Origin of the sequence: Enterococcus sp. DIV1298c, assembly GCF_017316315.1 — a bacterium.
Classification (GTDB): Bacteria; Bacillota; Bacilli; order Lactobacillales; family Enterococcaceae; genus Enterococcus_B; species Enterococcus_B mangumiae.
Map to the genome: position 1 here is coordinate 49302 of NZ_JAFLWG010000017.1, position 15340 is coordinate 64641.

A 15340-nucleotide genomic window follows, 5' to 3' on the forward strand; every position below is an offset into this window, starting at 1 on the left:
TTATTTTTTAATTTCGTCGATCAAAATTTTAGATAATAACTGATAAATGATTGCTTCATTACCTGAACGAAAAATCTCTGTATTCAAATCGTTCATGATCAATGCACCGCTGATTTTTCCAAGTAATTTCCCTGTGGCTTCGTCAATCGGGGACGGTGCTAACATCACAAGCATTCTTGATAAATCGACTTTTGTTTTATCCATTCCTTCAATTTCTAATACCTGTTTCAATTGAAAGATACAAAATAATGGTGCCGTGATCTCAGAACTAGACGTATGGAACAGTCCCATGTTGGTATGAGGTAATCCAATTGGCGCTTGTTGATATCTTTTTATTAAACGATGAAAAACTTTGTCCTTATCTTGCACCAATCCTGTAGGTAAATAGTCAAAAATACTGTTTAAAGTCGCTTCGACTGTTGCTGGATTGTCTAGCTCTTGAATGAAGAAATGCTGGAGTAATCGATTGATTTTACTCATCATCGATACCGTCTCTTCATACGTATCTTCGATAACCGTAGGCTGATCGCCTAACCGGACGTTTGCCGTTCGGTGTTCGGTCAAACGTGCAAATTCTGCTTTTAATTGCTTGATTTCTTCTTCAAGAAGCAATGGTGAAACCAACAGATATTTCCCGTCATAGCCACTTAAAATCGAAGTAGAAATGACCAGGTCATATTCTTCTTCTAAATTGATTTTCTTTAAATCAGCGATTCGATAAAAATGGATGTGTTGAATAAATGGGAAATATCTTTTTAGTTTTAATTCAAGCATGCTTGTCGAAGCTAAGCCACTAGGGGAAAAACCTGCGATTTTGATCGTACTGTCCTTTGGCGTTTTTTCCAATGAGTTGGCAAAGTGAAGAACCATATAAGCAATTTCTTCTTCAGATAGTTTCTTTTCTTGGAAGATCCGTTCGATTCCTTGACGGATTGCTTGTGCAATGTCTTGATACTGGACCATGATTTTTTCTAAGATTGGGTTAGTCAACTGCTCTTCTTGAAGGACTGCTCGAGAAAATACGCCTGATAAATGCGTCAACAACATTTTGTATAGTGTTTCATCTTGATAAAATGGATTATTCGTTGCTTCACTCACGACTTGGATCAATTGCTTCACAAGATAAGCGAGTTGCGTATCAAAGGTTTCTTCAAAGAAATTCTGATCAAACGAATTGGAGAAATCATTTAACATACTAGCAAAAAAGACGATTTCATTTACTGGATAGAGTTGTTGGGTCTCCTTTGCAATTTTGGAAAATAAAGCTTTTGCAATACGTAATAACTCTTTATTTACTAGCCCTGTGTAGGTTTCATTCGTTAATACTTGATTTTGTTTGACACGATCGATCGTGATACTGAGGATCAAAACTAAATGTTCCAATTTACGGTCACTTAGCTCTTTCTTTTGCTGAACCAATTCTTCACGTACTACTTGACGCGCAAGGAGTAAACTCTCTGTCGTGATGAATTGAAAAAAGAAATTGGTTGTCTGCTCAAATTGCAGCAAATGAAACACTTCATACGCATTGATTTCCAACTCTAAGATATTTGCAATCAATAATCTTCGATATTTTTCCGGTCCAGTGATTTCATAGCCACGGTTGCGCGTGATCGTTAATGGAAGTTGTTGCATACTTGTTTCCAGTTGCTTGATATCAGCATAAAAAGTCGTGTTACTAATCAAATACTTTTCTAAAAAATAACCTAAAGATAAAGGTTCCTTGGTGAGTAATATTTCCAATAAAATCGCATGTTGTCTTTCAGTTGTCGATAATTCCAACTCTGTTTCATTTACTAGTTGACGCAGTTGTGCCATTGTTTCTGGTGTTGCTTCAATCGCAAATGAGCCACGCGCTATTTTTTTCAATGAAGCATCTGCTTCGTGTAAAGATTGCTCTAGCTGCTCCAATTCACGATACACGGTACGTTTGCTGACACGTAAAACATTGACCATTTTTTGGATGGAAACGGGCGTCGGACTATTGATGAGTTCTGTCAATAGTTGTTTTTCTCTTGGTGACAAATACATCCTTATCCACTTCCTTTACTAATGATAGATACGATTTAGTACTGACAAAATGATCAATGATCAACAAATGATCCACGAATTGTTCAAGCTGATACGCTTTTGCCAAGCTTTCACTCGCAAGATAGATGGCTTCTTCCTCAGGTACCAAATCTTCAACAGCTGTTTTTTTCACGGTTAGATCGATTTGATATTCTTTTGCTAGATCCATTAAAATCGTCATCCCCATCGTTTGTGAGCCTCGCCGCTTTTCTTGATACAGAAAAACAACTGTGATTCCCTCTTGTTTTTTGATTTCTCGTTTCTCTTTGATCTGTTCTTCAGCGATCGTTTGATGGAGTTGTTGTTTGATCAATGGTAGATACGATTCAACTTCTAAAAAATGCTCAACAGCAATGAGCTGGCTCTCTTTCGCTTTTTCTTTTGCTGTGGGGAGAAGTGCTTTTTGGACGATCACCAATTGTTTTTCATGATTCCTTAAATCGTAAATCGATCGATAATCAATAGGCATGTTTATCCCTTGTGCCATCAGCTTTTTCTTCAAAATAGCTGCGCCCATTGCGCTAGAACCCATCCCAGCATCACAAGCAAAGATGATTTGATTGATTGGCTCTTGATTCATCGGTTGGCTCCTTTCCGGAATGACTGACTCCCCAGGTTTTCTTTTTTTCATGAATAGTAGGGCACATATAAATGTAGCAAGCGCACTAAGAACAATCCCCAAAATGACACCTGCGAATTGTGAAGGTGACGTATTTGCTAAAATAATCACCAATGATCCTGGGGAAACGGGTGCATTCAAACCACTGTCAAATAGTTGGAACACAAACGTTCCTGTTGCCCCACCGACCATGACTGCAAAAAAAAGAGCGGGTTGCATCAAGACAAAAGGAAAATAAATCTCGTGGATTCCTCCAATGGCTTGGATCATCAATGCACCGCCTGCTTTGAGACTTTTTTCTCGATCAGCAGCAAATAAAAATGCACTTAAAATCCCTATTCCAGGACCAGGATTGGCTTCCATCAAAAATAGAATCGAATGTCCTTCCTGTTGCGCCATTTCCATCCCTAAAGGTGTCAAGATCCCATGATTGATGACATTATTCAAAAAGAAGATTTTTAACGGTTCTAGTACTAAACTGACGACAGGCAATAAATGTTGCGCAATAAGCCAATGAACAAAGCGACCAACATAGGATAAGCTTCCTTCCACAAGTGGTTGGATCACTAGTATGCCTAAAAGACAAACAACACCGCCAATTAGTCCAATCATCAAGTTATTCACTAACATCTCATAGCCAGGTTTGACTTTGGGGACCAACCAGCGATCCACCCGATAAAAAATGGCTCCCGTAATCAGACCGATGATCATCGCGCCAAATATTTGTGGCAGATCAGAAACGACGACCATCCCAATAACCGCAACACCGCCTGCTACCGCCGCTTTTTGATCAAAAAGCTTTGCCCCAGAATAACTGATCAAAATGGGCAGTAACAGATAGATCAACCAGTCAGTAACATGAACCAGTGTCTGTTTTAAATCCCCTGATGTGATCGTTGTCAGAATCGATAACAAACCCCAAGCAATAAAAATACTAAGATTTGGCATGATCATTTGTTTAAAATAATGTAATAACTGGCGAAATCCTTTCAATTTCGAGCCATAATGAGCAGGAAGCGCATTCAAATTCTCCCCCACGTTGACCACCTGCCCTTTCTTGTTCAGCAGACTGCGCTTTTGCTTTTTTCAGATAGCTCTATTCTAACAGTTTCTGTTATCTTTTTTCCACAAAAAAAATTGGGCAAGTAACATCTGTTACTGCCCAATCTTTGAAATAGGATCTATTGTGAGGTGGTGATAAGCAGTGATTAGCGAAGATGTATATTTTTGATCACCGTTTATCGAGGTATTTGTCTAAATTGTAATAAAGCTTTTATTCGATTCTAGAAAATAATCACTACTTGATGACACTGATTTTTTCTTAAATAAGAACAGTCATTGTGGCTGCTACTAAAATAAGGACCAAACCAATGATCGTGACGGTCATTTCTTTTTTCGTTTTCTTTTGTCCTAAGAACCAGATACCGGTCAATGTTGCTAGAACGACCGAAGTTTGAGACAAGATAAAGCCAGTAGCTAAACCATTCATATTAGGTTGTGCTGAGATCAAATAAGTCAAAGCGGCAAAAGCGAAAAAGAAGCCAGAAAAAATTTGTTTGTAAGAAACAATTTCAGTGAAAGCTGATTTTTCGTGTCCTTTCATACTTAATACGGCCGTATAGATGACTGCTACCAAAACCATACCGATTGCTTGTGGCAAGAAAGCGTGCATTCCATCGATCGATGTTGCTTGAGGTGCGGCTGAATATGCCCAATAACCAATTTCGCCGACTGCTAATAATAAAACAGCTTTCTTCAATAAACTGCTGTTTTCCTTGGTTTTTTTCTCGGTCCAAACAGTCATCCATGCGCCTAAAATTATCAACACCAATGCTAAGCCACCAAGCACTTTAGCTGTTGTTCCGGGCCAATTTCCTAATGCAAACACGCCCCATAAGGAAGCTCCTAGTAGTTGAAAAGCTGTCGTGATCGGCATCGCGCGAGACGAACCAATCAATGTGAAGGATTGGAAGGTAATGATTTGAGCAGTTGCCCAACCAACACCTGAAAGAATAGAAAACACTAGATCCATTCCAGATGGCAATGCCATCCCATTGATCATGGCAAAAATAAGTGCAAATATCAAAGTTCCTATCGTTGATCCTAGAATTTGGTTTACAGGACGGCCGCCGATTTTCGAAGCAATCGTTGGATAAAGCCCCCACCCTAATAATGGCCCTAAACCGATCAATAATGCTGTTGCATTCATTCGTTACATCTCCTTTTTTAGAATACGACGCCACTTTCTAATAAAATATTCGCATACGGCGTCATTTCACCTGTGCGAATAAACGCGTGACAATTGTTTAACTCTGCTTTCATTTCACTATGTGGGATAAAAGTAATCGGTGTATCCGGCATTTCTTTTTGGATTTCTGAAAGAATAGCAGGATTCTCTTTTTTGATTTCTTCTGCTAAATAAATGCGCTGTACAGCTAATTCTGATAATACATTGCGTAAAACTTCCATAAAGCTAGGAACACCTTGTGTGACTGCCAGATCGATTTTTTCAGTCGTCATCGGTACAGGCATCCCTGCATCCCCAATGCTTAATTTATCAAAATGTCCCATTTGAGCAATCACTCGTGAGATATCTGAATTGATTACTTTTGTTTTCTTCATTGTTGTTTCATCCTTTCGTCAATCAAATTAATTCATGTTTATACGGAATCGAAGGTTGTGCGCCAAAACGTTGAACCGTTAAAGAAGAGGCTTGATTTCCATAGCGGATAGCTTCTTCTAAGTTACTGAAATCTTTCGTTAATACACTACTCATCGCTCCGATAAATGTATCACCGGCAGCCGTTGTATCCACCGCATGGACTTTAAAAGCTGGCACGATCCCACTTGCACCATCAGCAATATCGTAGTAGGCGCCTTTGCTGCCGATCGTAATGATCACGGCTTCAATTCCTAATCCATGAAAGACTTGTGCCGCCTCTTTCAAACTCTTTTCATCGGTAATGGTAATACCTGTTAAGATTTCCGTTTCTGTTTCATTTGGAATGATCATGTCTGTCACTGCTAATAACTCGTCAGGAACGTTTTCTAGAGCAGGTGCGGGATTCAAAATCGTTTTCACTCCATTAGCCCGGGCAATCCGAAATGCTTCGACCGTTGGTTCTATAGCGCTTTCAAACTGTGCAATAATAAAATCGCTTTTTTGGATGATTTCTTTATTTTCTTGAACTTGTGCTACGGTAAACGCGTTGTTTGCACCAGCATGGATCATGATGCTATTTTCGCCTTGATCATCAACAATGATATAGGCTTGACCAGTCGCTTGATTGTCTAATGTCGCTACACCACTTATATCGATTTCTTCTTGTTCAAGCAATTCTGTCATCGTTTTTCCTGCTTCGTCTCTTCCAACGCCACCAATAAAGTAAGTTTTTGCATCAGAACGTCTGGCAGCAACAGCCTGATTCGCTCCTTTACCTCCGCCAGCTGAAAAAGTTTCTTTCGTGTGGATCGTTTCACCCGGTTTTGGCATGTAGGTCACACGAATCGTCCGATCTAAATTGATACTTCCGATAACTGTAACAGTATTCATCGTTTCCCTCTCCTTTTGGAAAAATCTTTAAAACGTTTTATTAAAACGTTTTAACTCTACGACAAGAATATAACATACTTTGTAAGTGATTTCAAGAAGTGATATTTTTCCAATGAAATTTCATTCACTGTCTTTGGTTTATTGATAAAAAAAACGAGGACCCCGAAAATTTGAAAATCGATTTTCGGGGTTCTCGGAGCTGAACACTTCTGTCACAACTTTTTTCCTATTCTTTTTCTCCTGGTTCAGAAGCGATGATCGACAATTCGCCTTGAACTTTCCACTCTGTGATATCGCTTGGTAAAATCGCACTTGTTCCTTTTTCTAACGGATATGTTTGATTGTCTACGACCAATTCGCCTGCCCCATCGATCACTGTCATCAATGTATAAGGCGCTTGTTTTTTGAAGGATGTGATTCCTTTGATGTCCCATTCGTAAACATTGAAAAATTCTGTTTCCAAATAAGTCACGATCGAAGAGTTTCCTTGACGGATCTCTTTGATCTGCAATTCAGGGGCTTGTGCTGGCACGGTTGTCACATCGATTGATTGTTGGATGTGTAATTCTCGTGTGTTCCCTTGGTCATCTTTACGATCATAATCGTATACACGATAAGTCGTATCTGAGCTTTGTTGTGTTTCTAAGATCATGATCCCTTTACCGATGGCATGGATCGTTCCACTTGGAACATAGAAAAAATCACCTTTTTTGACAGGAACTTTTTTCAACAGATCATCCCAGCGACCGTCTTTGATCATTTCAGCTAGCTCTTCTCGAGTTTTTGCATGGTGACCATAAATGATTTCTGCTCCTGGTTCCGCATCAATGATGTACCAGCATTCTGTTTTTCCTAACTCGCCTTCATGCTTCATACCATAAGCGTCATCAGGATGTACTTGGACAGATAGATCATCTTCTGCATCTAGGATCTTGATCAATAAAGGAAAAACAGGTTCCGTTGGTTGACCGAACAATTCTTTATGTTCTTTCCATAGATCATCTAATTTCCAACCTTTGAATGGGCCATTTTCAACGACACTGACGCCATGAGGATGTGCGCTGATCGCCCAATCCTCTCCAATTTTATCGTTTGGGATATCAAAGCCAAAAACACTACGTAATCGACTGCCTCCCCAGATTTTTTCTTGAAAAACAGGTTTTAAAAATAATGGTTCTTGCATACGTCAAACTCCTCTCGATTTTCAATGCTATTATAGCATTATTTTCAGTGTAACGCTTTCTCTTCTAAATAAATTTCAATGATTTCATCGCGACATTGAAGATATGCTTCACGATGATCGTTTGGATGCAAGCGATTCGATAAAAAGATGAACGCTTCTTGGTCGATCGGATCGATCAGGAAAAAGGTTCCTGTATACCCTGTATGGAACAATAGTGGATGTCCATCTTTTTTATCTTGTTTTAGATCCCATCCTAGTGAACGACCACCTTTTCCAGTCGGGGTATGATCCGCTAATAACGAACGGATCGTTGTTTCCTCTAAAAAATGGCCTGCATCAAGTTTGCCATAACGGAGATACATTTGGACGAATTTCTGACAATCCGCCAGATCAATAAATAGACCTGCATTTCCCGCATGTTCTGCCAATACTCGCGCTTTTGGATCATGTGTCAAGCCATGGATCACCTCACCAGAAGGGAGTTGTTCAGTCGGAACGATCTTTTCTGAAGGACGGGGTAAGAACAAGCTGTTCATCATGCCTAATGGTGCCAATACTTGTTCTTCAAAAAGCACGACTGCATCTTCTTGAAAAATCTCCTCTAACATCAAGCCTAATAAAATCGTGCCTGCATCCGTATAACGGACGTCTATCCCTAATTGATCGCCAGGTTGAAGTTTTAAGTAAGCTGCAATCAACTCGGATTGTGAAAGACGATCTCGATCCGGAATAAATGTTTGGATGTCTGAGGTATGCGTCAACAAATGACGAATCGTGATCGTTTGATTCTCAAAAGTTGGCAAATACGTATGCAACGGTTCATCTAATTCGATTTTTCCATCTTCGAGCAATCGCAAGACAAGACTTGTCGTTGCTATCACTTTTGTCAGTGAAGCCGCATCAAAGAGTAAGTCTTCTGTCATCGGTTTAGTTGTCGGAATGATTCGTGCATCACCTGCGATCACCTTTTCAACCTCTTCTCCTTTGATAAAAGCGGCAACGATTCCTGGGTAATATCCCTCATTCATTTTTTTTAGTATCGCTTCTTTTGTTTTAGGGTACATAGTTTCTCCTTGTTTGTCTCTGGATGTACTTATTTTTCTATCCAAGCATAATTCTTTCTTCGATCAGAATCAATTGTTTTTCATGTTTGATCCGCTATTTAACTTCTGGAATAAAAAAAGCAGGAAATCCTCAGCCTCAGCTGAACTTTTCCTGCTTTTTCCAACGGTCGAGCAATCGACAAAGCCTAGCAACTGTTCATTGGATGATATTGGTTGCTTTTGTTTCGTCTACGAACCACCATTCGATGCCGACAGCATCATACAAAGTCAAAACTTTTTGTTTTTTGTCGATGTAAAAATCAATCGTTTCTTTGTTCAAATGTTCAATCAAACGTTGCATACTTTCTGGATCAATGACAAATTTCAAAAAGTCTAATCCTAGGACCTCATCCGTCGGTAAGGCGATCACTGGGCTGTCAGATTGAGTCAGTCCTACATGAAAATCACCTTTATTCAAGATAAATTCTTTTTCTTCCTCTTTATGGACGGTCAAACCTAAAAGTTCTGATAGAAACTCTTGTTCCTTTTCCATATCTAAGACGTTTAGGTGGACTTTTTGGAAATAAGTACCAGCGGATAATTTCGTGAAGCGCTCATTTGATTGTCGCAATAGTGCTTCTTGATCTAATTGTTCCACCACTTGTTGCTGTAAAGCTTCTGGTGCCTCATGATAGATCTCTAAAAAGTTACCTTCAGGATCTTTTAATAAGATACCGATGCGTCCGTCACTTTCCAATGCTTCTTCGATCGTTTGATTCGTTTGACGAATGCGGTAAAGCACATCTGCCATCTCCTCTAACGTTGGAATGATCAAAGAAAAACGATTGAGCTTTTTGACTTCCCCAAAGTGATCATTTGCTCGTGGACTTTCCTCTAATAATAACAGCTCGCTGTCATTTTCTACCGTACCGAAAATCGCTAATTCATTTTCTTCCCTCTTTAAATCAAAACCGATCGTGTCTTTATAAAATTCGATCATTTTATCACGGTCTTTTACACGTATTGCAATACTTTTCAAATAAGTAGTAGACCCCAAATCAAAAACTTTCATAATTTCTTGCTCCCCTCTACGTTAAGCTTTATTTTAACGATGCTTCTCTTTTCTTTCAAGCAATATCTTAGTTTTTGTTGAATTAATTCTCAGATTGTCTTATTTTTCATCTAATTATCCGATTCGGCAGACAAAAAATCTTCTTTATGTAAAAAAAGCGGCGTCTTTTCGATAAAACTTTTTATCTTTCAAACGCCGCTTTGATAACCCTATAAGGATTATTATAACCTATTATATCTTATTATGAAGCTTCTTCTGTAAACTGACTGTTGTATAGATCTGCATAAAACCCATCTTTTTCCATGAGCGTATCATGATTGCCTGTTTCAACGATCGAGCCTTGATTCATCACGATGATATTATCCGCATCACGAATCGTTGATAGGCGATGAGCTACTACAAAGCTGGTACGGTTTTTCAATAAGCGGTTCATCGCTTTTTGGATCAAGATCTCCGTACGTGTATCAACACTTGATGTTGCTTCATCTAGGATCAAGACATCTGGATTTGCTAAGAAAGCTCGAGCAATCGTGATCAATTGACGTTGCCCTTGTGAGATATTACTTGCATCTTCGTTTAATATCGTATCATAACCATCAGGCAATTTACGAACAAATTCATCAACATGGGCAGCTTTAGCGGCTTCGATCACTTGTTCATCTGTCGCATCATCGTTCCCATACTTGATATTATCATAAATCGTTCCAGTAAACAGCCATGTGTCTTGAAGGACCATTGAAAATTGGGCACGTAAAACATCACGAGAAACGTCTCTCGTATCGACACCGTCATAACGGATACTTCCGCCTGAAACATCATAAAAACGTTCCAATAAATTGATCAAGGTCGTTTTACCAGCACCAGTCGGACCAACGATTGCAACCATTTCTCCCGGCTTCACATCCAGATTGAAATCCTTCATCAATAAATGGTCTGGTGTATAACCAAACTGTACATTTTCAAAACGAACTTTGTACGGTGTGTTTTCTTCGACTGGAAGACCAGATTTTTCATTCGTCATTTCTTCTTCGTCTAAGACTTCAAAGACACGTTCGGCAGAAGCGACTGTTGATTGGATCGTATTCATCAAGCTTGCCAATTGTGTGATTGGTTGAGAAAATTGTGTCGTATATTGTAGGAATGCTTGTACATCCCCTAATGCCATATTCCCATTTGCTACTTTGATCCCACCAAGAACAGCCACAAAGACGTAACCTAGATTTTTAACGAAGTTCATCAGTGGCATGATGATCGCTGAGATAAATTGCGCTTTCCAACCAGCTGCATATAAGTTTTGATTTTCAATTTCAAAGACTGCTTGGTCTTTTGCTGTATGGTTAAACGTTTGGACGATCGTATGTCCTGCATAAGTTTCCTCTACTTGGTTGTTTAGCAACCCTAAACTCTTTTGTTGATCTGCGAAGAAAACTTGTGACTTCGGTGCAATGACCATGACAATGATCAAACTTAATGGAATCATCAACAATGCCACTAATGTCAATTGCCAGCTGATGGATAGCATCATGACGATGACCCCGATCAGTGTGACTGCACTTGTAACAAATTGAGTCAAGTTTTGTTGTAAAGTGCTGGCAATGTTGTCCATGTCATTGATTGCTCGAGACATGATATCACCATTCGTATGTGTATCATAGTAAGAGATCGGTACACGGTTCATTTTTGTCTCTAAATCATGGCGTAACTCATAGACTGTACGTTGAGACACGCGCGTCATGATGAACTGTTGTAAGAAGTTGAACACTGCCGAAATCAAATACATCACAATAACTGTCGCAATGATTTGAGCAATCTTGTCAAAATCGATCGGGAATTTCGTGACTTGTTGCCCTTCTTGCATTTGTCTTGCACCAAGCATGACGCCGTTGAAGATTTCTGTTGTTGCTTTCCCTAAGACTTTTGGTGTTTGGATCTGGAAGACGACAGCTGCAATCGCTAAGACAAATACAGCGATGATCGCTACTGAACGCTTAGACATATAGCCAAATAACCGTCGAACAGTCCCCCAAAAGTTTTTTGCTTTTTCTCCTTTAGCACCAATGTTTCGTCCTGGTCCACCACCCATTGGGCCTTGAGGAGGTCGGTTGTTTGTTTTACTCATGCTAAATCCTCCTCTCTCAATTGTGAGTTGACGATTTCTTTGTAGGTTTCATTTGTCGCTAATAACTCTTTGTGCGTGCCTTTTCCGACAAGTTTTCCTTCATCTAGTACTAAGATCGTATCTGCATCCATGACTGTACTTACTCGTTGAGCCACTAAGACAGTGATACTTTCTTTCATATTTTCTTTTAGTGCTTGACGAAGTTTCGCATCTGTTTTGAAGTCTAATGCGGAGAATGAATCATCAAACACATAGATGTCTGCTTCTTTTACTAAGGCGCGAGCGATTGCTAAACGTTGTCTTTGACCACCAGAGAAATTCCCGCCACCTTGTTCTACGTGACTGTCTAATCCATCTTCAAGTTCAGAGACAAAGTCTTTTGCTTGAGCGATCTCTAAGGCTTTCCAGATCATCTCATCTGTTGCATCCTCTTTTCCGTATTGCATATTTTCACGGATCGTTCCGGAAAACAGAACAGCTTTTTGAGGGACAAAGCCCATCAATTCACGCAAGTTGTATTGCGTCATGTCAGAAATACTCGTTCCATTGATGGCGATCTCACCAGATTCGATATCATATAAACGTGGGATCAAGTTCACTAATGTCGTTTTTCCTGAACCTGTTCCGCCAATGATAGCGACGATATCTCCGGATGATGCGTCAAAGTCAATATTTTCCAATGCTAGTTTTTCTGCACCGTGGTAACGGTAATCGACTTGCTTGAATGACAACGTTGCATCTTTGCCCGCTAAACCGACTGTTTTTGGTTGTTCTGGGTCAACGATACCAGCATCTTCTTCCAACACTTCATTGATCCGATCAGCCGATGCTTGGGCACGAGGAACCATGATAAAGATGGCGGACAGCATCATGAAACTAATCAAGATCTGCATCGCATAGGTCATGAAGGCAATCAGATTTCCGACCTCTAATGTCATATCTGCTATGTAGTGCCCACCAAACCAAGTGATTGCTACGTTCGTTCCACTCATGATCAATGTCATCAACGGCATCATCAATGCGACGATCGTGTTGACTTTGATTGCCGTATTTGTATAATCCTTATTCGCCATATCAAAACGATTTTCTTCAAAACGCGTTTTGTCGAAGGCTCGGATCACACGTACACCTGTTAATCCTTCACGAAAAACAAGGTTTAAACGGTCAGTTTTCTTTTGCATACTTTTGAATAGAGGAACTGCAAAATACATGATTCCGCCGATCAAAATAACCATCACAGGAATCACGACTAAGAATATTCTTGTTAATTCATGATCTTTTTGATAAGCAAGGATACTTGCTCCAACAAGAGTGATCGGTGCATTGATCATCATGCGTAAAAACATTTGCATCACAAGTTGGATCTGTGTCACGTCGTTGGTCGTACGAGTGATCAATGAAGCAGTGCCGTACTTGTCGAATTTGTCTTTCGTTAGATTTTCGGCTTTTTGATAGACTTCTGTTCGCAATTGTTTCCCTAATTTTTGTGATTCGCGTGTAGCAAAAAAGGTATTAGCAATAGCGGCAAAAATACTGATCAAAGAAAATCCGATCATGACAAATCCCGTCTGCCAAATGTAGTCTACGTCACCTTTTGCTACTCCTTTGTCAATGATGTTGGATGTTAATGTTGGCAAATAAAGATCTGCTAACACTTGAATAACCATGAAGACCGTGGCAGCGATCGCTGAGGTCAATGAAATTCGTTTGACAATTTTTAGCATTCGTTCCCCTTCTTTCTATTTATCAGCGCCATTTTTTATCCATGACAGTTTTAGATTGAATTCTGCAATGGCTTGTTCAACAGAATACTCCTCAGAAGTTGAAAGTGATTTATAGGCATGGGCAATCGTTGTAAATACTGTACTCATGACTAATTGAAACAATAATTCCATTTCGTGATCGTCTTTTACTCTAAGCTTGGAACGATCAATCAAACCAATCAACTCTTTAGACGTTTTTTGATGATTTTTATGCGGTGATGGCCGATGTCCTTGTGGATGCGGCACGACTTTTCGTGAAGCCCGATAATCCATATGCATAAACAGATGTTTATAGAACGCGGCATTTTCACCTTCTAGAATATCTCGGATCATTTTTCCAAAATACCGCTCAAAACCGATAAATAAATCTCCTTTTGACTCTTTGATCAATTGGATCATATTTTTTGTACTGTCACTACGTACAGTTTCAAAATAATAATAATAGAGATCTTCTTTATCCTCGAAATATTGATAAAAACTACCACGAGAGATCCCAGCAAGTTTCACGATCTGAGCAATCGAAGCTTCATTCAATGGTACTCTTGAAAATTCAACCCTGGCAGCTTCTAATAATCTTTGCTGTTTTTCTTCTGGTAGATGAAAAAAAGTCTGTGTCGGCATCGTTGATTCCTCCCCACATAAAAATGACACACTGTCATATGACACCTTGTCATTATAACACCATCCGATTGTTTTGCAAGTCATTTACAACTTTTTTTCATATTTATTAAAAAAAGAATAAGTTGAGTAAAAAGATTTGTTTCTCCTATTCTCTGCATCTAAAATAGGATCATTATAAAAAAAGGATGAACGCCATGATCAAATCAATAACCGTCCATGAACTCTATTTTGTCTATCAGAAAAAAGATGTCATGATTTTAGATATCCGCAAGACAAACGAGTATATAAAAAAACACTTAAGCCATTCCATATCCATTCCTGTTACCAGTTTATCCGCACAATTAAATAATCTGGATGTAAAAAAACATTATTATATCGTTGGGGCATCGAATGATACGGCACAACAAATTGCTGCTTATCTATCAAAAAATGGGTTTCAAGCGACGTATGTTATCGACAACATGAAGTTGTTTGAAAACCGCGAACTAACTAGCTCCTTTTGATATTCAAAAAAATAACTTACTTTTTATCAGTAAAAATACTTGATAGCCTTTTCTGTTTAAAGTAAACTGGTATTGTTAGCGGTAAAGTTAACAATTACGACTAAAGGAGAGAGATTATGGCATCAGTATTAGTAATCAAAGGACATCCATTAACTGCACAAGAATCACGTTCAGTTAACGCATTAACTAGTTTTTTAACTAGCTACAAAGAAAAACATCCAAGCGACGAGGTAACTGTTTTAGACCTTTATCGTGATGATATCCCAGAAATTGATGAAGAATTGCTTTCTGGATGGGAAGCGCTTCGTGCAGGTGCAGATTTCTCTAGTCTATCTGAAAACCAACAACAAAAAATTGCTCGTTTCAACGAATTGACAGAGCAATTCCTAGCAGCAGATAAAATCGTTATTGCCAACGCTTTATGGAATTTGAATATTCCTACAAAATTAAAAGCTTGGTTTGATACGGTCAATGTTGCTGGTAAAACTTTCAAGTATACAGAAAACGGTCCTGTTGGCCTAGTTACTGGAAAGAAAGCATTACACATCCAATCAAATGGCGGCGTCTACAATGGACAAGACTTTGCTTCTCAATATGTTAAAGCAATCTTGAATTTTGTCGGCATCGAACAAGTCGACCAATTATTTATCGAAGGTATCGACTATACACCGGATCGTGCAGAAGAATTGATGCAAGCTGCATTAGATAAAGCAACCGCATTCGGTAAAGACTTCTAGTCACGATCGATTAACTGTTTCTCTTGAACTTGTGGAGAAAAAAAGACTTCATGAACA

General features: G+C 39.1%; 13 protein-coding genes. 2 read left to right on the plus strand and 11 right to left on the minus strand.

The genetic code is table 11. The features are described from left to right. From JZO83_RS05225 to JZO83_RS05275, 11 genes are all read right to left on the minus strand, one after another. Complete coding sequence (locus JZO83_RS05225) at window positions 1-2031, minus strand: PRD domain-containing protein (protein ID WP_207115146.1); 2031 nt, start codon at window positions 2029-2031, stop codon at window positions 1-3. Continuing rightward, window positions 1982-3643 carry a PTS transporter subunit EIIC gene (locus JZO83_RS05230; RefSeq protein ID WP_207115153.1) on the minus strand — a complete coding sequence of 554 codons (1662 nt, stop codon included), beginning with the start codon at window positions 3641-3643 and terminating at the stop codon, window positions 1982-1984. Before JZO83_RS05230 ends, JZO83_RS05225 begins: the two co-directional genes overlap by 50 nt. A 367-nt stretch (window positions 3644-4010) precedes the next feature. Next, entirely contained in the window at window positions 4011-4898 is an 888-nt protein-coding gene (locus tag JZO83_RS05235) for a GRP family sugar transporter (protein WP_206855246.1), read from the minus strand. Window positions 4899-4915: 17 nt separating this feature from the next. Further along, window positions 4916-5311 carry a D-ribose pyranase gene (gene rbsD / locus JZO83_RS05240; protein WP_206855244.1) on the minus strand — a complete coding sequence of 132 codons (396 nt, stop codon included), beginning with the start codon at window positions 5309-5311 and terminating at the stop codon, window positions 4916-4918. A gap of 22 nt (window positions 5312-5333) precedes the next feature. Further along, complete coding sequence (rbsK, locus tag JZO83_RS05245; RefSeq protein WP_207115147.1) at window positions 5334-6242, minus strand: ribokinase; 909 nt, start codon at window positions 6240-6242, stop codon at window positions 5334-5336. Between the two features lie 226 nt (window positions 6243-6468). Next, window positions 6469-7425 (minus strand): mannose-6-phosphate isomerase, class I, encoded by a 957-nt coding sequence (gene manA / locus JZO83_RS05250; protein ID WP_207115148.1) that lies wholly within the window; start codon window positions 7423-7425, stop codon window positions 6469-6471. A 44-nt stretch (window positions 7426-7469) separates the two neighbouring features. After that, window positions 7470-8489 carry a serine hydrolase domain-containing protein gene (locus tag JZO83_RS05255; protein WP_206855239.1) on the minus strand — a complete coding sequence of 340 codons (1020 nt, stop codon included), beginning with the start codon at window positions 8487-8489 and terminating at the stop codon, window positions 7470-7472. 196 nt (window positions 8490-8685) lie between these two features. Next, window positions 8686-9540 carry a VOC family protein gene (locus JZO83_RS05260; RefSeq protein WP_207115149.1) on the minus strand — a complete coding sequence of 285 codons (855 nt, stop codon included), beginning with the start codon at window positions 9538-9540 and terminating at the stop codon, window positions 8686-8688. A 241-nt stretch (window positions 9541-9781) separates the two neighbouring features. Continuing rightward, window positions 9782-11659 carry an ABC transporter ATP-binding protein gene (locus JZO83_RS05265; protein WP_206855235.1) on the minus strand — a complete coding sequence of 626 codons (1878 nt, stop codon included), beginning with the start codon at window positions 11657-11659 and terminating at the stop codon, window positions 9782-9784. Then, complete coding sequence (locus JZO83_RS05270) at window positions 11656-13383, minus strand: ABC transporter ATP-binding protein (RefSeq protein ID WP_206855234.1); 1728 nt, start codon at window positions 13381-13383, stop codon at window positions 11656-11658. The genes JZO83_RS05265 and JZO83_RS05270 overlap by 4 nt, the downstream gene beginning before the upstream one ends. A 15-nt stretch (window positions 13384-13398) precedes the next feature. After that, window positions 13399-14043: a TetR family transcriptional regulator gene (locus JZO83_RS05275; protein WP_206855232.1), complete on the minus strand. Its 645-nt coding sequence runs from the start codon at window positions 14041-14043 to the stop codon at window positions 13399-13401. A gap of 194 nt (window positions 14044-14237) precedes the next feature. On the opposite strand from JZO83_RS05275, the gene JZO83_RS05280 reads away from it, so the two are divergent. Beyond that, window positions 14238-14546: a rhodanese-like domain-containing protein gene (locus JZO83_RS05280; RefSeq protein ID WP_207115150.1), complete on the plus strand. Its 309-nt coding sequence runs from the start codon at window positions 14238-14240 to the stop codon at window positions 14544-14546. A 116-nt stretch (window positions 14547-14662) separates the two neighbouring features. Beyond that, complete coding sequence (locus tag JZO83_RS05285) at window positions 14663-15283, plus strand: NAD(P)H-dependent oxidoreductase (protein WP_207115151.1); 621 nt, start codon at window positions 14663-14665, stop codon at window positions 15281-15283. Window positions 15284-15340 lie beyond the last annotated feature (57 nt).